The organism is Streptomyces sp. NPDC059092 (assembly GCF_042756365.1).
Lineage (GTDB): Bacteria > Actinomycetota > Actinomycetes > Streptomycetales > Streptomycetaceae > Streptomyces.
In genome coordinates, this window is sequence record NZ_JBHZEJ010000065.1 from 1 (window position 1) to 19,246 (window position 19,246).

A 19,246-nucleotide genomic window follows, 5' to 3' on the forward strand; every position below is an offset into this window, starting at 1 on the left:
CCGCCGAACAATTATTGTGGGAATGCCCCGCACCTTCTGGTGCGGGGCATTTCTGCGTTCCGGACCCGTTTACGCTCGACGTCATGCGCTACGAATGCAGGCGCCGGCTCGTCCGTGCGGACCGAGACCTCTTGTGGACAGCTATCGCGTCCGGATGGTCGTGCGCACCTCTGATCATCGGGTATGCTTTACCTCGTTGCCGCGCCCCAATAGCTCAGTCGGTAGAGCGTCTCCATGGTAAGGAGAAGGTCTACGGTTCGATTCCGTATTGGGGCTCAAGCAAAAGAAAGGCCCCCGCCAGTTGGCGGGGGCCTTTCTTTTGTGTCGGTTCGTGGCTGCTAGTCGGCGTGCGGCTCAGGGACGCGCATCGCGAGAATGGCCATGTCGTCCGAGGCCGGCTCGGCCGCGAAGCGTTCCACCGCACGCAGGACGCGCGCGGCGACCGCGCCCGCCGTGAGGCCCGTACACGTCGTGAGGACGTCGGCCAGGCCGTCGTCGCCCAGCATGCGCGTCCCCTCCCTGCGCTCCGTCACGCCGTCGGTGACGCAGAGGAGGACGTCTCCCGGGTCCAGGGTGACCGTCTGCTCGTACAGCTCCAGGTCCTCCATGACGCCGAGCAGCGGCTGCGGTTCCGCCGCCGGTTCGACCGTGCCGTCCTGGCGCAGGCGGAGCGGCAGGGGGTGGCCGGCGCAGACCACCTTGAGGACCGCGCTGCCGTCCTCCTGCGGCCACAGCTCGCCGTAGAGAAGCGTCAGGAAGCGGCTGCGGGCGCCCTCGTCGAGGATCGCCGCGTTCAGCCGCTCCAGCACCGCGGGGCCGCTGAAGCCCTCACGGGCCAGCAGACGCAGGGCATGGCGTGCCAGGCCGGTCACGGCCGCCGCCTCCGGGCCCGTACCGCAGACGTCGCCGATGGCGAAGCCGTAAGCACCGTCCCGGATGGGGAACAGGTCGTAGAAGTCGCCCCCGACCTCGTTGCCCTCGCCCGCCGCCCGGTAGATGACCTCCACCTCGACGCCGGGGACCTGAGGGAGGCCCGGCGGCAGCAGGCTGCGCTGGAGGGCCTGGCTGATGGCCGTGCGCTCCGAGTAGAGGCGGGCGTTGTCGAGTGCCAGGGCCGCTCGGCGGGAGAGGTCCTCCGCCAGTTCCAGGATCTCCTGGCGGAAGTGGTCGTCCGAGGGCTTGCCCAGCGTCAGCATGCCGATGACGCGGTTGCGGGCCACGAGAGGCAGGACGACGGTCTCCCCGCCCACGGCCGCGGCCGTCTCCAGCGTCGTGTCGATCCCCAAGGAGAGCGGTGGGCTGTTTCTGCCCAGGTCCTGCATGGAGGTGCGCAACGCTGCCAAGTGGACCGCCTCCGCCGGGGCGTTCCAGATACGGGCGCCCGGGGTGGGCACCGGGTCCGGTGGGGCGATCTTGGAGAGGAGGGCCTTGAGGCCGTCGATGCGGTCCTCGTCCTCGTGGAGCACGTACGAGAGGTACGGGTCGGACGCCTGATCGGCGATCGTGTAGACGGCGCACCAAGTGGCGAGCGTGGGAACGGTCATCTGGGCCATCAGCGCCAGTGTCTGGTCCCGGTCCAGAGTCCCCGCCAGCAGGTCCGACGCCTCGACGAGGAAGGAGAGCGAGCCGCGCCGCAGGCGTTCCAGCTCGCCGAGGCGGGCCGATTCGACGGCCAGGGCGATCCGGTCCGCGGCGAACTGGAGGCGCAGTGCCTCCTCGTTGGTGTAGCGCCCGGCGCCCTCCGCCGCGACGCCCAGGGAACCGGTGAGCCGGCCCTCGACCTTGAGCGGGACGGTGACGACGGAACGCATCCCCGTGCCGTTGAGGAGCGGAACGGCGCCAGGGACCGCGGCCAGGTCCTCGTGGACGGCCGGCATCCGCGCCGAGCCGAAGCGCCCCGCGCCTGCCTCCACCGGGACGCGCGCGAAGCGCTGGCGGGCGGAGGGGAGTCCGGTGGAGGCCCGTACCTCCAACTCCGTCTCGTCGTCCGTGGCGAGGAGGAGGAAGGCCGAGTCGCCGTCCAGCATGTCGCGGGCGCGCTCCACCGTGCGCTGGAGGAGCCCGTCGAGATCGTCGGGCGCCGGGGATCCGATGAACACCTCGAAGGGGTCCACGATGCGGCTCTCAGAGCCCGCCTCGGCCGCCGGGGTGCGCAGCGGCGTCTGGATCACGGCGCGTTCGTGGTCGCGTACGAGGAGACAGACCGTGGACGGCTCACCGTGGGTGTCGCGGACGCGGAGGTGGGAGGCGTAGACGGCAATGACGCGGCCGTCGGCGGCCCGGATGCCGTAACTGCCTTCCCAGCGCGAGAGCTGGAGCGCTTCGGCGATGCCCGTGCCGATACCCGGCGTGTGGGGCCAGGCGGCGATGTCCGTGAGCGGTTTTCCGACGACCTGTTCGTCCGGGTATCCGAAGATGTGCTCGGCGTCCTCGTTCCAGTTGGTGACGGCGCCCGTACGGTCGATCTGGACGACGGCGACCCGTACCCGCTCATCGGCGACGGGGAGCAGGTCGGTGGGCAGGACGGGGCCCGCGGAGCGGGTGCCCACCGGGCGCTGCGGCAATTCGAGCTGGAACCACACCCGTTTGAAGGCGGGTGAGTACTCGACGCCCCAGCGTGACGCGAGGGCGGCGCAAAGAAGCAGTCCCCTGCCGTTCTCCTGGTCCGCGTTGGCGAAGGAGCGTGAGCTGCCCTGGATGGGCACCTCGCGCTCGGGATAGCGGTCGGCGACCTCGACGCGGACGCCCTGCTCCGTACGGAGGCAGAGGACATCGGCGGACGTGCCGGCATGGATGACGGCGTTGGTGACCAGCTCGCTGGTGAGAACGACCGCGTCGTCCACGACATCCGAGTAACCCCACCCCTGGAGCGTGTCGCGGACAAAGGCACGGGCGGTCGCGACGGACCGCCCTACCGGATCGAAGGTGGCAGCCGCACGCGCGGTGATCACAGCACTCCCCATTGGTGTTTCGTCTCTCCCCAGAGTCCTGTGCCCGTTTCTTGTCGCTTCGATTCGCTTGCCAGGCTAGACGGTCGTTCTGTGCCACGTGTGACGGAGTCCCGACTCGGTGGAGCTGCTATGGTCCGGCGGCCACGTGTGCCCCGTCGGTACGCGGCAGTGGCAGAGACCGTCCTGCGGGATTCGTGGCCGTGAGGACTTCGAGGGACCTTGAGGGCGGCGGTGCGGCAAGGACGGTCCTGCCCTTGTAGGCTTCAACGATTTGACGGTCGCGCCGTCACGCCCCAAGGGTTGGTCGCGGCGGTGAGCCGCAGTGAAACACTGGGCAGGCTTTCGGGGACAGCTCGGGCAGTACGGTCAACCCCTGCGGGAGGGACACGGTGGAGTCTGGCACGGCGGCGCGTGGCACGAGCACGCGCGCGAAAGGCGGACGGACCCGCGGTAACGGGACCATCGAGGTGGACGCGGCGGAGCTCAACAGACTGCTGACGGCCTTGGTGTCGATGCGGGACGGCAACTTCCGTAAACGCCTGACGGTCTCCGGGGACGATGTGATGGCGGAGATCGCCGCCGTCTTCAACGAGGTCGCCGACCGCAACATCCATCTCACCGGGGAGCTGGCCCGCGTACGCCGCATGGTCGGGCGCGAGGGGAAGCTCACGGAGCGGCTGGAGACCGGCGCCTGTGAGGGCTCCTGGGCCGCCGCGATCGACGCGTCGAACGCGCTGGTGGACGATCTGGCCCGGCCCGTCTCCGAGGTCGGCCGGGTGCTCTCCGCGGTCGCAGAGGGAGACCTGGAGCAGCGCATGGATCTGCGCTCCCACTCCGTGGAGGGGGCGGAGCGTCCGCTGCGCGGTGAGTTCCTGAAGGTGGCCCGTACCGTCAACAACCTGGTCGACCAGCTCTCGGCGTTCACCGTCGAGGTGACGCGGGTAGCGCTGGAGGTCGGCACCGAGGGCAAGCTCGGTGGACAGGCCAAGGTGCGCGGCATGTCGGGTTCCTGGAAGGACCTGACGGACTCCGTCAACACGATGGCCTACCGGTTGACCGCCCAGGTGCGGGACATCGCCCTGGTCACCACAGCGGTAGCCAAGGGCGATCTGTCGCGCAAGGTGACGGTCCATGTGGCCGGCGAGATGCTTCAGCTCAAGAACACCGTCAACACGATGGTGGACCAGCTCTCCTCGTTCTCCTCCGAGGTCACCCGTGTGGCCCGGGAGGTCGGTACGGAAGGGGAGCTGGGCGGTCAGGCGACCGTGCCCGGAGTGGCCGGGGTGTGGAAGGACCTCACCGATTCGGTGAACACGATGGCCGGGAACCTGACCAACCAGGTGCGGGGCATCGCCGAGGTCACCACCGCCGTCGCCAGCGGGGACCTGTCCCAGAAGGTCACGGTGAGCGCGCGCGGCGAGGTGGCCCAGCTCGCCGAGACGATCAACCAGATGACCGAGACGCTCCGTACCTTCGCGGACGAAGTGACCCGGGTGGCGAGCGAGGTCGGTGCCGAGGGGCTGCTGGGCGGCCAGGCGCAGGTGCCGGGCGCGGCGGGTACGTGGAAGGACCTGACGGACTCCGTCAACACGGTCTTCCGCAACCTGACCACCCAGGTGAGGGACATCGCGCAGGTGACGACGGCGGTCGCGAACGGCGATCTGTCCCAGAAGGTCACCGTGGATGTCGCGGGCGAGATGCTGGAGTTGAAGAACACCGTCAACACGATGGTGGGGCAGTTGAAGTCGTTCGGCTCCGAGGTGACGCGCGTCGCCCGGGAGGTCGGCGTCGAGGGCCGGCTCGGTGGCCAGGCCGAGGTGCCGGGCGCGGCGGGTACGTGGAAGGACCTCACGGACTCCGTCAACACGGCGTTCCGTAACCTCACCGGCCAGGTGAGGGACATCGCGCAGGTGACGACGGCGGTCGCCAACGGGGACCTGACACAGAAGGTCACGGTCGACGTGGCCGGCGAGATGCTGGAGCTGAAGAACACCGTCAACACGATGGTGGCGCAGCTCTCCTCGTTCGCCGATCAGGTCACGGTGATGGCCCGCGACGTGGGGACGGAAGGCCGTCTCGGCGGCCAGGCGCGGGTGGACGGCGTCAGCGGTACGTGGAAGGAGCTGACCGACTCCGTCAACTCCATGGCCGGGAATCTGACCGATCAGGTGCGGCAGATCGCCCAGGTGACCACGGCGGTGGCGCGCGGAGACCTGTCGCAGAAGATCGACGTGGACGCCCGGGGCGAGATCCTGGAGCTGAAGAACACGATCAACACGATGGTCGACCAGCTCTCCGCCTTCGCCGACCAGGTCACCAGGGTCGCGCGTGAGGTGGGTACGGACGGCCGGCTGGGCGGTCAGGCGCAGGTGCCCGGTGTGGCCGGGGTATGGCGGGACCTGACGGACTCCGTGAACGGCATGGCGGGGAACCTGACGGCGCAGGTCCGCAACATCGCCGGCGTCGCCACGGCGGTGGCGCGCGGAGACCTGTCGCAGAAGATCGACGTGGACGCGCGCGGCGAGATCCTGGAGCTGAAGAACACCCTCAACACGATGGTGGACCAGCTCTCCAACTTCGCCGAGCAGGTGACGCGGGTAGCGCGCGAGGTGGGCACGGAAGGGATCCTGGGCGGTCAGGCCGAGGTCCAGGGGGTGTCCGGTACGTGGAAGGACCTCACCCAGTCCGTCAACTTCATGGCGAACAACCTCACTTCCCAGGTGCGCAACATCGCCGAGGTGACCACGGCGGTCGCCAAGGGGGATCTGTCGAAGAAGATCACGGTTGACGCGCGGGGCGAGATCCTCGATCTGGTGACGACGGTCAACACGATGGTCGACCAGCTTCTGAACTTCGCCGACGAGGTGACGCGCGTCGCCCGTGAGGTGGGTACGGAGGGCATCCTCGGTGGGCAGGCCCGGGTCCGTGGCGTCACCGGGATCTGGAAGGACCTCAGTGACAACGTCAACACCATGGCCAACAACCTGACCAGTCAGGTGCGGAACATCTCGCGGGTCTCGTCGGCGGTCGCCAACGGCGACCTGACGAAGAAGGTGACGGTGGAGGCGCGCGGCGAGGTCGCGGAGCTCGCCGACACCGTCAACACGATGGTGACGACGCTGTCGTCCTTCGCCGACGAGGTCACGCGGGTGGCGCGCGAGGTGGGCACCGAGGGCGAACTGGGGGGGCAGGCCCGCGTTCCCGGCGTCTCCGGCACCTGGAAGGACCTCACCGAGTCGGTGAACTCGATGGCGTCCAACCTGACGGGTCAGGTGCGCCAGATCGCCACGGTCACCACCGCCATCGCGAAGGGCGATCTCACCAAGAAGATCGACATCGACGCGCGCGGTGAGATCCAGGAACTGAAGAACACCATCAACACCATGGTCGACCAGCTCTCCTCCTTCGCGCAGGAGGTGACCCGGGTGGCCCGTGAGGTGGGTACGGACGGTCAGCTCGGCGGTCAGGCGCGGGTGCGGGACGTCGACGGCACCTGGCGCGACCTGACGGAGTCGGTCAACGAGATGGCCGGCAATCTGACCCGTCAGGTACGCGCGATCGCCGCCGTCGCCACCGCGGTGACCCGCGGCGATCTGAACCTCAAGATCGATGTGGACGCGGCGGGCGAGATCCAGGTCCTCCAGGACAACATCAATACGATGATCGCCAACCTGCGTGACACCACCCTCGCCAACGAGGAGCAGGACTGGCTGAAGGGCAACCTCGCCAGGATCTCCGGGCTGATGCAGGGCCGCCGTGATCTCGAGGACGTCGCGTCTCTCATCATGAGCGAGCTGACCCCGGTCGTCTCGGCGCAGCACGGCGCGTTCTTCCTGGCGATGCAGACGGGTACGGTGCCGCAGCTCGGCACGGACGTGGGCCGCGACGGTTCGTACGAGCTGTGCATGCGCGGCAGTTACGGCTACTCGGCGGGCTCCATGCCGACCGCGTTCCGCCCCGGCGAGACCCTGATCGGGACGGCGGCGGAGGAGAAGCGCACCATCCAGGTCAATGTGCCGCCGGGGTATCTGAAGATCTCGTCCGGGCTCGGGGAGGCGTCCCCGGCGCATGTGATCGTGCTGCCGGTGCTCTTCGAGGGGAAGGTGCTCGGGGTGATCGAGCTGGCGTCGTTCCAGCCGTTCACGCAGATCCAGCGGGACTTCCTCAACCAGATCGCCGAGATGATCGCGACGAGCGTCAACACGATCAGTGTGAACTCGAAGACCGAGGTGCTGCTGAAGCAGTCGCAGGAGCTGACCGAGCAGCTCAGGGAGCGCTCGGCGGAGCTGGAGAACCGGCAGAAGGCCCTTCAGGAGTCCAACGCGGAGCTGGAGGACAAGGCCGAGCTGCTGGCGCAGCAGAACCGCGACATCGAGGTGAAGAACACCGAGATCGAGGAGGCGCGGCAGGTGCTGGAGGAGCGGGCCGAGCAGCTCGCCGTCTCCATGCGCTACAAGTCGGAGTTCCTGGCGAACATGTCGCACGAGCTGCGTACGCCGCTCAACTCGCTGCTGATCCTCGCCAAGCTGCTGGCGGACAACGCGGAGTCGAACCTCTCGCCGAAGCAGGTGGAGTTCGCCGAGACGATCCATGGGGCGGGCTCCGACCTGCTCCAGCTCATCAACGACATCCTCGACCTGTCGAAGGTCGAGGCGGGCAAGATGGACGTGAGCCCGACCCGTATCGCGCTGGTGCAGCTCGTCGACTACGTGGAGGCGACGTTCCGGCCGCTGACGGCGGAGAAGGGGCTCGACTTCTCCGTACGGGTGTCGCCGGAGCTGCCCGCGACGCTGCACACCGACGAGCAGCGGCTGCTGCAGGTGCTGCGCAACCTGCTGTCGAACGCGGTGAAGTTCACCGACGGCGGGACGGTGGAGCTGGTGATCCGGCCGGCGGGCTCCGACGTTCCGGACGCCATCAGGGAGCAGCTGCTGGAGGCGGGTTCGCTGCGCGAGGTGGACGGCGATCTGATCGCCTTCTCGGTGACGGACACGGGGATCGGGATCGCGTCGAGCAAGATGCGGGTGATCTTCGAGGCGTTCAAGCAGGCGGACGGTACGACGAGCAGGAAGTACGGCGGTACGGGGCTCGGGCTCTCCATCAGCCGGGAGATCGCGCGGCTGCTGGGCGGTGAGATCCACGCGGCGAGCGAGCCGGGCCGTGGCTCGACCTTCACGCTGTATCTGCCGCTCCACCCGAGCGAGCTGCCTCCCCAAGGCTATCCGCAACTCACCCCCGCGGGCATGCAGCAACTGCCGCCCCTGGCGAGCGACAGTACGGCGGATTCGCTGGGGCAGGCGAGGCTGGAGGCCTCGACGCCGGCGGAGCTGCCCGGTCCTGCGGCGCTTTTCCGCCGCCGCCGGAAGAACGCGGACGCTCCGCCGCACGGTTTGTCGCGACCCGAGGAGACCACGGGCGGACCGGGTGGGCCCTCAGGAGCCTCTGAAGGGGTGCCTGAAGGGCCGGGCGGGTCCGGCGGGTCCCCCTCGGGGCAGCGGGAGTTCTGGGGGGCGGGTGCCGCCTCCACGGGCCGTCAGGAGGCGTCCGGGGCTCCGTCGGAGAGTCGTACGTTCTCCTTCTCCGGTGAGAAGGTACTCATCGTCGACGACGACATCCGCAACGTCTTCGCCCTGACGAGCGTGCTGGAACAGCACGGTCTGTCGGTGCTGTACGCGGAGAACGGCCGTGAGGGCATCGAAGTGCTGGAGCAGCACGACGACGTGACGCTTGTTCTGATGGACATCATGATGCCGGAGATGGACGGGTACGCGACGACGACGGCGATCCGCAGGATGCCGCAGTTCGCGGGGCTGCCCATCATCGCTCTCACGGCGAAGGCCATGAAGGGCGACCGGGAGAAGGCCATCGACTCCGGAGCTTCCGACTATGTGACCAAGCCGGTCGACCCCGATCACTTGCTGTCCGTGATGGAGCAGTGGATGCGCGAGGACTGAGCGGGATGTGAGCGAATCAGTACGTTGTGCTGACCGGCTGTGTCCAAGGGCGTGTGAGCCGCTGATATTCGGGGAACCTTCTGGTCTCCCGCCGCGTTTCTGCTTCGAGCGCAGTGACATCACGGTGACAGGGTGTGGCGACAGGCGGGGTGCGGCTACGATGACCGGCACAAGGACGGACGGCGTAAGGGAGTCGTCCCCTGGAACGGCCTCCGGTGCATCTCCGGGGCCGGTGAGCAGGGGGCGTCCCATGCCGGGGCGAGGAGGGCGGGCGGCCATGGTGCAGAAGGCCAAGATCCTCCTGGTCGATGACCGGCCGGAGAATCTGCTGGCGTTGGAGGCCATTCTCTCCGCGCTCGATCAGACGCTGGTGCGGGCATCGTCAGGGGAGGAAGCGCTCAAAGCGCTGTTGACGGACGACTTCGCGGTCATTCTGCTGGATGTCCAGATGCCGGGGATGGACGGTTTCGAGACCGCCGCCCACATCAAACGGCGTGAGCGGACGCGCGACATCCCCATCATCTTTCTCACGGCCATCAACCATGGCCCGCACCACACGTTCCGCGGTTACGCGGCGGGTGCGGTGGACTACATCTCGAAGCCGTTCGACCCGTGGGTGCTCCGTGCCAAGGTCTCCGTCTTCGTCGAGCTGTACATGAAGAACTGCCAGCTCAAGGAGCAGGCCGAGCTGCTCAGACTGCAGCTCGCCGGGGCGGGCGAGGCGCGGGAGCCCGCCGGGCTGCTGGCCGAACTCTCCGCGCGCCTCGCGGCAGTTGAGGAGCAGGCCGAAGCCCTCTCGAAGCAGCTCGACGACGACGCGGCCGACGCCTCGGCCGTGGCGACCGCCGCGCACCTGGAGCGCAAACTCACCGGACTCCGGCGGGCGCTCGACGCGCTGGAGCCGGGCACGGGGAGCGGTTCCGCCTCGCTCCCGTCGCAGAACTGACGTGCCGACCGCTGAAGCCGGTCCATTTTCCTGTGGAGTTGCGGGCGACACGAACGGGTGAAGCGGAAGGCACACGTGTCCCCGGCCGTTCACACCGGTAACCTCACCACCATGGCCTCACGTACGTCCGGCAAGGGTTCCCAGGGCACGGCGGGCGCCGCGAAGCCGCGGGCCGGCCGTACGACCGGTGCCGCGAAAGCGGCGCCCGCCAAGAAGGCGGCGGCGAAGAAGACCGCGCCCGCGAAGAAAGCACCGGCCAGGAAGGCCCCCGCCAAGAAGGCGGCGGCCAGGCCTACGCCCAAGCCCGCCCCGAACCCCACCGGGGGAGTGCTCTGGGTCGTACGCACCGTCTGGCTGGGCGCCGCGCACGGCGTCGGCGCGATGCTCCGCGGCATAGGACGCGGCGCGAAGGGGCTCGACCCCGCCCACCGCAAGGACGGCGTCGCCCTGCTCCTGCTCGGCCTGGCGCTGGTTGTCGCGGCGGGCACCTGGTCCAATCTCCGCGGCCCTGTGGGCGACCTGGTCGAGATGCTGATCACCGGCGCCTTCGGCCGGCTCGATCTCCTCGTACCGATACTGCTCGGCGCCATCGCCGTCCGGCTGATCCTCTATCCCGAGAAGCCCGAGGCCAACGGCCGGATCGTCATCGGGCTCTCCGCCCTCGTCATCGGTGTGCTCGGGCTCGTCCACGTCGCCTGCGGCGCCCCCGGGCGCAGCGACGGCGCCGAGGCGATGCACGACGCGGGCGGCCTGATCGGGTGGGCCGCCGCCACCCCCCTGATCTTCACCACCGGCGAGGTCCTGGCCGTCCCGCTGCTCCTGTTGGTCACCGTCTTCGGACTGCTGGTGGTCACCGCCACCCCCGTCAACGCGATCCCGCAGCGCCTGCGGCTGCTCGGCGTCAAGCTGGGCATCGTCGAACCGCACGACGAGGCGGAGCCCTTCGACCACGAGTACGACGCCCACCCCGGCGACGACGAGCGGTACGACGAGCAGTGGCGCGAGGCGCTGCCCTCCGGCCGGCGGCGCTCCCCCGGGCGCCGGGGCGCGGCCGGGGAGTACGACCCCGACCAGGCCGAGGTCGAGGCGCTCTCCAAGCGGCGCCGACCGCGCCGGCCCTCCGTACAGCCTGCGGCGGACCGGCGGATGGACGCCGTGGACGTGGCGGCCGCGGCGGCGGCAGCCCTGGACGGCGCGGTGCTCAACGGCATGCCGCCCTCGCCGATCGTCGCGGACCTCACGCAGGGCGTCTCCGTGGACCGTAAGCGGCGCCCCGGGGAGCGCGCGGACGAACGGCCCGCGGCCCGCCCCGGGGAGCGTACGGACGCGGCGGAGGAGAGCCCCGTGGCCGTGCCGACGGCGCGCGGGGCCGGGAGGCGGACACCGGGCGTCGCGGCCGTCGCCGATCTCACCAAGCCCACGCCCGAGCTGGACAGGCCGCTGCCGCCGCGCGCCGAGCAGCTTCAGCTCCGCGGGGACATCACGTACGCGTTGCCCTCGCTGGACCTGCTGGAGCGCGGCGGCCCCGGCAAGACGCGCAGCGCCGCCAACGACGCCGTCGTCGCCTCGCTCACCACCGTCTTCCAGGAGTTCAAGGTCGACGCGGCCGTCACCGGCTTCACCCGGGGCCCGACGGTCACGCGGTACGAGGTGGAGCTGGGCCCGGCCGTGAAGGTCGAGCGGATCACCGCGCTGACCAAGAACATCGCGTACGCCGTGGCCAGCCCCGACGTACGGATCATCTCGCCGATCCCCGGCAAGTCCGCCGTCGGCATCGAGATCCCGAACACCGACCGCGAGATGGTCAACCTCGGCGACGTACTGCGCCTCGCGGCCGCGGCCGAGGACGACCATCCGATGCTCGTCGCGCTCGGCAAGGACGTCGAGGGCGGCTACGAGATGGCCAACCTCGCGAAGATGCCGCACCTGCTCGTCGCGGGCGCCACCGGTTCGGGCAAGTCGTCCTGCATCAACTGCCTGATCACCTCGGTGATGGTGCGGGCGACCCCGGAGGACGTCCGGATGGTCCTCGTCGATCCCAAGCGGGTTGAGCTGACCGCGTACGAGGGCATCCCGCACCTGATCACACCGATCATCACCAACCCCAAGCGGGCCGCCGAGGCGCTTCAGTGGGTCGTGCGCGAGATGGACCTGCGCTACGACGATCTCGCCGCCTTCGGCTTCCGGCACATCGACGACTTCAACAAGGCGGTGCGCGCGGGAAAGGTCAAGGCGCCGGAAGGCAGCGAGCGTGAGCTGTCGCCGTACCCGTACCTGCTGGTCATCGTGGACGAGCTGGCCGACCTGATGATGGTCGCGCCGCGTGATGTCGAGGACGCCATCGTCCGGATCACTCAGCTCGCCCGTGCCGCCGGCATCCACCTCGTGCTCGCCACCCAGCGGCCCTCGGTCGACGTCGTCACTGGGCTGATCAAGGCGAACGTACCCTCGCGGCTCGCCTTCGCCACCTCCTCACTGGCGGACAGCCGGGTCATCCTCGACCAGCCGGGCGCCGAGAAGCTGATCGGCAAGGGCGACGGCCTCTTCCTGCCGATGGGGGCGAACAAGCCCACCCGTATGCAGGGCGCCTTCGTCACCGAGGACGAGATCCAGGCCGTCGTCCAGCACTGCAAGGACCAGATGGCCCCCGTCTTCCGGGACGACGTCGTGGTCGGGACGCAGAAGAAGAAGGACATCGACGAGGACATCGGTGACGACCTCGACCTGCTCTGCCAGGCGGTCGAGCTGGTCGTCTCCACCCAGTTCGGCTCGACCTCGATGCTCCAGCGCAAGCTGCGCGTCGGCTTCGCCAAGGCCGGCCGGCTGATGGACCTGATGGAGTCGCGGAACATCGTGGGGCCGAGCGAGGGCTCCAAGGCCCGCGACGTCCTGGTCAAGGCGGACGAACTGGACGGGGTCCTCGCCATCATCCGCGGGGAGTCGGCTCCGTAAGGCCTCCGACCCGGGCACGCGGGGCCGCCCCGTGCCCGTACGACGAGCTGACCGGTTGGTCCGGACGCGCAGGCACTCACCCGGATGCGCCGGGATTTCAATCTGATTTCGGGGGAAGCCGAAGGGCAACCGTTTCCCTTGCGCGTACGTCAAGTTGGGGAGGGGAAGGGCATGATGTTCCTCTCACGCGCCGTCCGGCCCTTCTGATGGCGTACAAAGTGCATCCGCCCGGTTGCCCCACCCTTTCGTACCACCCCTAGACTGAGTGTCCAGCAGGTGGCTACACGCTCGAAAGGCGCCCCCGTGTCCATCGGCAACTCTTCCGACGGCAAGTCCCCCGACGCCAACACTCCCGAGGACCGCGCCCCCGATCCCGGTGCTCCCGACGGCAACTCCCCTGAGGAACAACGGCCTTCGATCGGCCGGACACTCCAGCAGGCCCGCATCGCCGCGCACCGCACGGTCGACGAGCTGAGCGGCTCCACCCGGGTGCGCGTGCCCATCGTGCACGCGATCGAGGAGGACGACTTCTCGCGCTGCGGCGGCGACGTGTACGCCCGCGGCCACATCCGGATGCTCGCGCGCGCGGTCGGAGTGGACCCCGAGCCCCTCGTGGAACAGTTCGACGCCGAGCGCGGCGGGCGCCCCGCGCCCACGCCCGCGGCGCCGATGTTCGAGGCGGAGCGGATCCGCCCGGAGCGCCGCCGCCCCAACTGGACCGCCGCCATGGTCGCCGCGATCGTCGCGGTGGTCGGATTCGTCGGCTTCACGGCGCTCGACGGCACCGGCAAGAGCACGAAGAGCAACGACGTCGCCGAGGGCCCGACGCCCGGCACCAAGCCCAGTCCCAGCAAGAAGACCAATCCCAAGCCGGAACCCTCGGAGAGCGCCATCGCCGCCGCGCCCCGCGACAAGGTGACGGTGAAGCTGTCGGCCATAGACGACAAGAGCTGGATCTCCGCCAAGGCGCACAACGGCAAACTGCTTTTCGACGGAATCCTTCTCAAGGGTGATTCGAAGACTTTTCAGGATGACGAGCAGATCGATCTGATCCTCGGCAACGCCGGTGCGATCGAGCTGTTCGTGAACGGTAAGAAGGTCGCGGACGAGTTCGAGCCCGGCCAGGTGGAGCGGCTCTCTTACACGCAGGGTGACCCCGAGGTCGGCTGACCAACCCTGCACGGCAGGGGCGGGGCCGGGACAAAGTAGTCTTGAGCCCATGCCCGAACGCCGTACCGTCGCCCTTGTCACTCTTGGCTGCGCCCGTAACGAGGTGGACTCGGAAGAGCTCGCAGGCCGCTTGGCAGCGGATGGCTGGGAGCTCGTCCAGGACGCCTCAGGGGCGGATGTCGCCGTCGTCAACACCTGTGGATTCGTCGAGGCCGCCAAGAAGGACTCCGTCGACGCCCTGCTGGAAGCCAATGATCTGAAGGATCAGGGCAGAACCCAGGCCGTCGTCGCCGTCGGCTGCATGGCCGAGCGGTACGGCAAGGAACTCGCCGAAGCCCTGCCCGAGGCGGACGGAGTCCTCGGCTTCGACGACTACGCCGACATCTCGGACCGCCTCCAGACCATCCTCAACGGCGGCATCCACGCCTCCCACACCCCCCGCGACCGCCGCAAGCTGCTGCCGCTCAGCCCCGTGGAGCGGCAGGGCGCCGAGGTCGCGCTCCCCGGCCACTCACAGGGCGGGGACGAGATCGCACCGGCCCCCGAGGACCTGCCCGAGGGGGTCGCGCCGGCCTCCGGGCCACGGGCGCCCCTGCGCAGACGCCTCGACACCAGCCCCGTCGCCTCCGTCAAGCTCGCGTCCGGCTGCGACCGCCGCTGCTCCTTCTGCGCCATCCCGTCGTTCCGCGGCTCCTTCATCTCGCGCCGCCCCTCCGACGTGCTCGGCGAGACGCGCTGGCTGGCCGAGCAGGGTGTCAAGGAGGTCATGCTGGTCTCCGAGAACAACACGTCGTACGGCAAGGACCTCGGCGACATCCGGCTGCTGGAGACCCTGCTGCCGGAGCTGGCGGCCGTCGACGGCATCGAGCGGGTGCGGGTCAGTTACCTCCAGCCCGCCGAGATGCGACCTGGGCTGATCGACGTCCTGACCTCGACGCCCAAGGTCGCCCCGTACTTCGACCTGTCCTTCCAGCACTCCGCTCCCGGCGTGCTGCGCGCGATGCGGCGCTTCGGGGACACCGACCGCTTCCTGGAGCTGCTGGAGACCATCCGGGGCAAGGCGCCGCAGGCCGGGGTGCGCTCCAACTTCATCGTGGGCTTCCCCGGTGAGAGCGAGGCGGACTTCGCGGAGCTGGAACGCTTCCTCACCGGCGCGCGTCTCGACGCCATCGGTGTCTTCGGCTACTCGGACGAGGACGGCACCGAGGCCGCCACGTACGGCGACAAGCTGGACGCGGACATCGTCGCCGAGCGGCTGGCGCACCTCTCCCGGCTGGCCGAGGAGCTGACCGCACAGCGGGCCGAGGAGCGGCTCGGTGAGAGCCTTCAGGTGCTCGTCGAGTCGGTCGACGCGGCGGGCGACGGCGACGAGCCGGCCGTCGGCCGCGCGGCCCACCAGGCGCCGGAGACGGACGGCCAGGTGATCTTCACCTCGCGCGAGGGACTGCGCCCCGGCCGTATGGTCGAGGCGAAGGTGGTCGGGACCGAAGGCGTGGACCTGGTCGCCGAGTGCTACGAGCTTCCGGGGGACGACTCCCGAACCCCGGGTGAGGAGGCGGCCAGATGACCGGAGTCCCGGCGTCCGCGGCGGGCGGTACCGGCGCGAAGCCGGCGCCCGGCGCCAAGCTGGCGGCGGTGGTGGTCAATCAGGCCAGTCTGTGGAACATCGCCAACATCCTCACCATGGTGCGACTCGTCCTCGTGCCCTGCTTCGTGTACCTGCTGCTCCAGGACGGCGGATACGACCCCGTCTGGCGCGCCTGGGCGTGGGCCGCTTTCGCCGTCGCGATGATCACGGACATCTTCGACGGTCACTTGGCCCGTACGTACAACCTGGTCACCGACTTCGGCAAGATCGCCGACCCGATCGCGGACAAGGCGATCATGGGCGCCGCGCTGCTCTGTCTCTCCGCGCTCGGGGACCTGCCGTGGTGGGTGACGGGCGTCATCCTCTTCCGTGAGCTGGGGATCACGCTGATGCGGTTCTGGGTGATCAGACACGGGGTGATCCCGGCCAGCCGCGGCGGCAAGCTGAAGACGCTCACGCAGGGGGTGGCCGTGGGGATGTACGTCCTCGCGCTGACCGGGCCGCTGGCCACGCTGCGGTTCTGGGTGATGGCGGCGGCGGTCGTCCTGACGGTGCTCACGGGGCTCGACTACGTGCGGCAGGCGGTCGTCCTGCGCCGCCAGGGTCTGGCGGCGGAGCGCGCCGAGGAGGAGTCCGCTCGGTGAGCGGGGCGGCGACCGGGGCGGGGGCCCGTGCCGCGCGGGTGCTTGACGTGCTGGCCGGCCGCGACGCGACGCTGGCCGTGGCGGAGTCCCTGACCGGCGGTCTCGTGGCCGCGGAGCTGACCGCGGTCCCCGGGGCCTCCCGGGCCTTCCGCGGGGCTGTGACGGCCTATGCGACGGATCTCAAGCGGGACGTCCTGGGCGTGGACGAGGCCCTGCTCGACGAGAGGGGTGCCGTGGACCCCGAGGTCGCGCGTCAGATGGCGGCCGGGGTACGGCGTGCGCTGGGCGCCGACTGGGGCGTCGCGACCACGGGGGTGGCCGGCCCCGATCCGCAGGACGGCCGGCCGGTCGGAACGGTGTACGTGGCGGTGGCGGGGCCGGGAGGCGCGGGGAAAGTGGCCGCGCTGCGGTTGAACGGCGACCGGGCGGACATCCGTAAAGAGAGTGTACGGAGCGTACTGGGACTGCTCCTCGGCGAACTCTCCGGGAACGGGCGGACACAGGATACGGAAGAGAACGGGGGGATTTGATGTTTACAGCCCTGAGTGAACACGACATCGCTCCCCGCACGGCCGCCGCGCAAGGCGGTACGGTGGGGCGTGAAGGATGCGGCTACGCGGTCCGAGGAGGGAGCCACCGATGATTCTGCTCCGTCGCCTGCTGGGTGACGTGCTGCGTCGGCAGCGCCAGCGCCAGGGCCGTACTCTGCGCGAAGTCTCCTCGTCCGCCCGAGTCTCGCTCGGCTATCTTTCCGAGGTTGAGCGGGGGCAGAAGGAGGCTTCCTCCGAACTGCTCTCCGCGATCTGCGACGCGCTTGACGTACGGATGTCCGAGCTCATGCGCGAAGTGAGCGACGAACTGTCGTTGGCGGAGCTGGCTGCGTCGGCGGCGGCGAACGAGCCGGTGCCCGCGGCAGTACGACCCATGCTCAATTCCGTCTCTGTGACGTCGGTGGCCGGAGTGCCGACGGAGCGGGTGACGATCAAGGCACCCGCGGAGGTGGCGGACGTCGTCGCCGCCTGATGACACGGGTGTGAGGCTGTGACCGGGCCCCGGTCGGTAGTGATACCGGCCGGGGCCTCGGCATGTCCCGTGCGGGATGGGGCCTCGGCTCCGGCCGAGCATGACCTCTTATGCCCAAATGCCTGTTTCGTCCCTCCTGTGTCATGGTGGACACGGAGCCGGACGCGGCCGGTGAGGCCGGTCGGGCCGCTGAAGTCGGTGGAGTCGACGGAACACAGGAGGGCCCGTATGTCTGTCGTGAAGAGTTCCCTGTCCGAGGAGGACCTGAAGCTGGTCGGTGAGGCGCTGCAGGGCGCGCTTGTGGATCTGGTGGATCTCTCGCTCGTGGCGAAGCAGGTGCACTGGAACATCGTCGGGCCGCGCTTCCGCTCCGTCCATCTCCAGCTCGACGAAGTCGTGACCACGGCGCGGCAGCATTCGGACACGGTCGCCGAGCGGGCCTCCGCGATCGGCGTGACCCCCGACGGGCGGGCCGCGACGGTGGCGGGGACCAGCGCGATCGGCCCGGTCCCCAATGGCTGGATCAAGGACGGGGACGCCGTGCGAACCCTCGTGGACGCGCTCGGCGCGGTGGTCACGCGGATGCGTGAACGGGTCCAGGCGACGGACAAACCGGATCCGGTGACGCAGGACATCCTGATCCAGGTCACGGCCGATCTTGAGAAGCACGCGTGGATGTTCCAGGCGGAGAGCGCGTAGCGCGCGCGGCGCACGCCGTGGGTGTGCGCCCGATGCGCCCTCCCGGCCGGTGATCGTGCGGGTCTAGCGTCGGTCGGCGTCGAGACGGGCGCCGACCGGAGGAGGCAGCCATGGTGGGGAGATGGATCCTTCCGCCCGCCTGGGCCTTCGTCTTTGCCCTCGTCTCCGGCGGAGTGTGGTGGTGGGCCGTGCTGCGTCTCGTGCTGGTGCCGGAGCACAGCGGTGTCGTGGAGGGCACGGTGGCGGCGGGCGGCTGGGGGCTGAGCCTGCTGCCGGTGCACGCCGCCGCGTCACGGGGGAAACCGGGCGCGGGAGGCAGGCCGGCACGGAGGGGGTAGGCCGGGCGTGAGGGTGAGGTCGTCGAGGCGGGACCCGATGTCGGGGCGGAGCCCGACGGAGCGTCAAGGGGTGGGCCGGCGGGCGGTCACGAGGCAGGGCCCGACTGGCAGCGGTCACGGGGCGGGGCGGTCACGGGGTGGGGCCCGACTGGCAGCGGTCACGGGGCGGGGCGGTCACGGGGTGGGGCCCGACTGGCAGCGGGGGCACCAGTAGACGGGGCGGCCGTCCTGGTCGGCCGTACGGATCGGGGTGCCACAGCGGGGACAGGGCCGGTGGGCGCGGCCGTAGACGTACAGCTCCCGGCGGTGGCCGGGGCGCTCCCGGTTGGCTTCGAGCAGCTTCTTCGCCGCCGTCACCAGACGCTCCGGTGAGGGGAGTTCGCCGACCGGCAGCCACGGGGTCGCGCGAACGAGGAAACAGGTCTCGGACTTGAAGATGTTGCCGACCCCGGCGAGATTGCGCTGGTCGAGCAGCGCTTCCCCCACGGGGCGGCCGGGATCCGCGAGCAGACGCCGCAGGGCGGCGGCGGGGTCCCAGTCGGGCCCGAGCAGATCGGGGCCGAGATGGCCGACCACACGCTCCTCGTCGCCGGTACGGAGGAGTTCCAGGACGGGCAGCCGGTAGCCGACGGCGGTGTGCTCGGCCGTGCCGAGGATCGCCCGTATCTGATGCGCCGGGCCACCGCGCCAGCGCTCGCCCGGGGAGTAGACCTTCCACGCGCCGTCCATACGCAGATGCGAGTGGAGGGTGAGTCCACCCTCGATCCGGGTGAGCAGGTGCTTACCGCGCGGAGTGACGTCGAGGACGGTCCTGCCGGTGAGATCGGCCGTCGCGTACCGGGGGACCCGCAGGTCGGAGCGGGTCAGCAGGTGCCCGGCGAGGGCTGTGTGCAGGCGCTGGGCGGTCTGCCGGACGGTGTCTCCTTCGGGCATGTCTCCCATGATGCGCGACCGGGCGGGGACGGGCTTGGCGACCGGGAC

General features: G+C 69.8%; 12 protein-coding genes and 1 tRNA gene. 11 read left to right on the forward strand and 2 right to left on the reverse strand.

Features of this window, described 5'->3' with window-relative positions:
* Nucleotides 1-203 precede the first annotated feature (203 nt).
* Nucleotides 204-276 (forward strand) — tRNA-Thr (locus tag ACFXPL_RS29080).
* A gap of 62 nt (nucleotides 277-338) precedes the next feature.
* On the opposite strand, the gene ACFXPL_RS29085 is transcribed toward ACFXPL_RS29080, so the two are convergent.
* Nucleotides 339-2,963 carry a SpoIIE family protein phosphatase gene (locus ACFXPL_RS29085; RefSeq protein WP_384925149.1) on the reverse strand — a complete coding sequence of 875 codons (2,625 nt, stop codon included), beginning with the start codon at nucleotides 2,961-2,963 and terminating at the stop codon, nucleotides 339-341.
* Nucleotides 2,964-3,340: 377 nt separating this feature from the next.
* On the opposite strand from ACFXPL_RS29085, the gene ACFXPL_RS29090 reads away from it, so the two are divergent.
* The 10 genes from ACFXPL_RS29090 (at nucleotide 3,341) to ACFXPL_RS29135 (ending at nucleotide 18,265) form a co-directional block, all read left to right on the forward strand.
* The gene (locus ACFXPL_RS29090; RefSeq protein WP_384925150.1) at nucleotides 3,341-8,905 is read left to right on the forward strand and encodes a HAMP domain-containing protein; all 5,565 of its coding nucleotides are present in this window, start codon (nucleotides 3,341-3,343) and stop codon (nucleotides 8,903-8,905) included.
* Between the two features lie 277 nt (nucleotides 8,906-9,182).
* Nucleotides 9,183-9,851 carry a response regulator gene (locus ACFXPL_RS29095; RefSeq protein ID WP_329822575.1) on the forward strand — a complete coding sequence of 223 codons (669 nt, stop codon included), beginning with the start codon at nucleotides 9,183-9,185 and terminating at the stop codon, nucleotides 9,849-9,851.
* A gap of 111 nt (nucleotides 9,852-9,962) precedes the next feature.
* Nucleotides 9,963-12,803, forward strand: coding sequence for a DNA translocase FtsK (locus tag ACFXPL_RS29100; protein WP_384925153.1), 2,841 nt, complete (start codon nucleotides 9,963-9,965; stop codon nucleotides 12,801-12,803).
* A gap of 417 nt (nucleotides 12,804-13,220) precedes the next feature.
* Complete coding sequence (locus ACFXPL_RS29105) at nucleotides 13,221-13,973, forward strand: helix-turn-helix domain-containing protein (RefSeq protein ID WP_384925216.1); 753 nt, start codon at nucleotides 13,221-13,223, stop codon at nucleotides 13,971-13,973.
* A 49-nt stretch (nucleotides 13,974-14,022) separates the two neighbouring features.
* Nucleotides 14,023-15,540, forward strand: a complete 1,518-nt coding sequence (gene rimO, locus ACFXPL_RS29110; RefSeq protein WP_384925155.1) for a 30S ribosomal protein S12 methylthiotransferase RimO — start codon at nucleotides 14,023-14,025, stop codon at nucleotides 15,538-15,540.
* Nucleotides 15,537-16,205 (forward strand): CDP-diacylglycerol--glycerol-3-phosphate 3-phosphatidyltransferase, encoded by a 669-nt coding sequence (pgsA, locus tag ACFXPL_RS29115; RefSeq protein ID WP_384925157.1) that lies wholly within the window; start codon nucleotides 15,537-15,539, stop codon nucleotides 16,203-16,205. Before rimO ends, pgsA begins: the two co-directional genes overlap by 4 nt.
* Nucleotides 16,202-16,735 carry a CinA family protein gene (locus ACFXPL_RS29120; RefSeq protein ID WP_384925159.1) on the forward strand — a complete coding sequence of 178 codons (534 nt, stop codon included), beginning with the start codon at nucleotides 16,202-16,204 and terminating at the stop codon, nucleotides 16,733-16,735. Before pgsA ends, ACFXPL_RS29120 begins: the two co-directional genes overlap by 4 nt.
* Nucleotides 16,736-16,844: 109 nt before the next feature.
* Nucleotides 16,845-17,228, forward strand: a complete 384-nt coding sequence (locus tag ACFXPL_RS29125; protein ID WP_382893630.1) for a helix-turn-helix domain-containing protein — start codon at nucleotides 16,845-16,847, stop codon at nucleotides 17,226-17,228.
* 228 nt (nucleotides 17,229-17,456) lie between these two features.
* Nucleotides 17,457-17,927, forward strand: coding sequence for a Dps family protein (locus ACFXPL_RS29130; protein ID WP_384925161.1), 471 nt, complete (start codon nucleotides 17,457-17,459; stop codon nucleotides 17,925-17,927).
* Between the two features lie 110 nt (nucleotides 17,928-18,037).
* A complete protein-coding gene (locus ACFXPL_RS29135; RefSeq protein WP_384925163.1) occupies nucleotides 18,038-18,265 on the forward strand; it encodes a hypothetical protein in 228 nt (75 codons plus the stop codon).
* A 174-nt stretch (nucleotides 18,266-18,439) separates the two neighbouring features.
* Here the strand turns inward: ACFXPL_RS29135 and ACFXPL_RS29140 are convergent, their stop codons facing one another.
* Nucleotides 18,440-19,198, reverse strand: a complete 759-nt coding sequence (locus ACFXPL_RS29140; protein ID WP_384925165.1) for an Fpg/Nei family DNA glycosylase — start codon at nucleotides 19,196-19,198, stop codon at nucleotides 18,440-18,442.
* Nucleotides 19,199-19,246: the final 48 nt, after the last annotated feature.

Coding starts and splice junctions, on each gene's coding strand:
- ACFXPL_RS29085 (WP_384925149.1), bottom strand. CDS start 2,963: ATGGGGAGTGCTGTGATCACCGCGCGTGCGGCTGCCACCTTCGATCCG.
- ACFXPL_RS29095 (WP_329822575.1), top strand. CDS start 9,183: ATGGTGCAGAAGGCCAAGATCCTCCTGGTCGATGACCGGCCGGAGAAT.
- ACFXPL_RS29100 (WP_384925153.1), top strand. CDS start 9,963: ATGGCCTCACGTACGTCCGGCAAGGGTTCCCAGGGCACGGCGGGCGCC.
- rimO (WP_384925155.1), top strand. CDS start 14,023: ATGCCCGAACGCCGTACCGTCGCCCTTGTCACTCTTGGCTGCGCCCGT.
- pgsA (WP_384925157.1), top strand. CDS start 15,537: ATGACCGGAGTCCCGGCGTCCGCGGCGGGCGGTACCGGCGCGAAGCCG.
- ACFXPL_RS29125 (WP_382893630.1), top strand. CDS start 16,845: ATGATTCTGCTCCGTCGCCTGCTGGGTGACGTGCTGCGTCGGCAGCGC.
- ACFXPL_RS29130 (WP_384925161.1), top strand. CDS start 17,457: ATGTCTGTCGTGAAGAGTTCCCTGTCCGAGGAGGACCTGAAGCTGGTC.
- ACFXPL_RS29135 (WP_384925163.1), top strand. CDS start 18,038: ATGGTGGGGAGATGGATCCTTCCGCCCGCCTGGGCCTTCGTCTTTGCC.
- ACFXPL_RS29140 (WP_384925165.1), bottom strand. CDS start 19,198: ATGCCCGAAGGAGACACCGTCCGGCAGACCGCCCAGCGCCTGCACACA.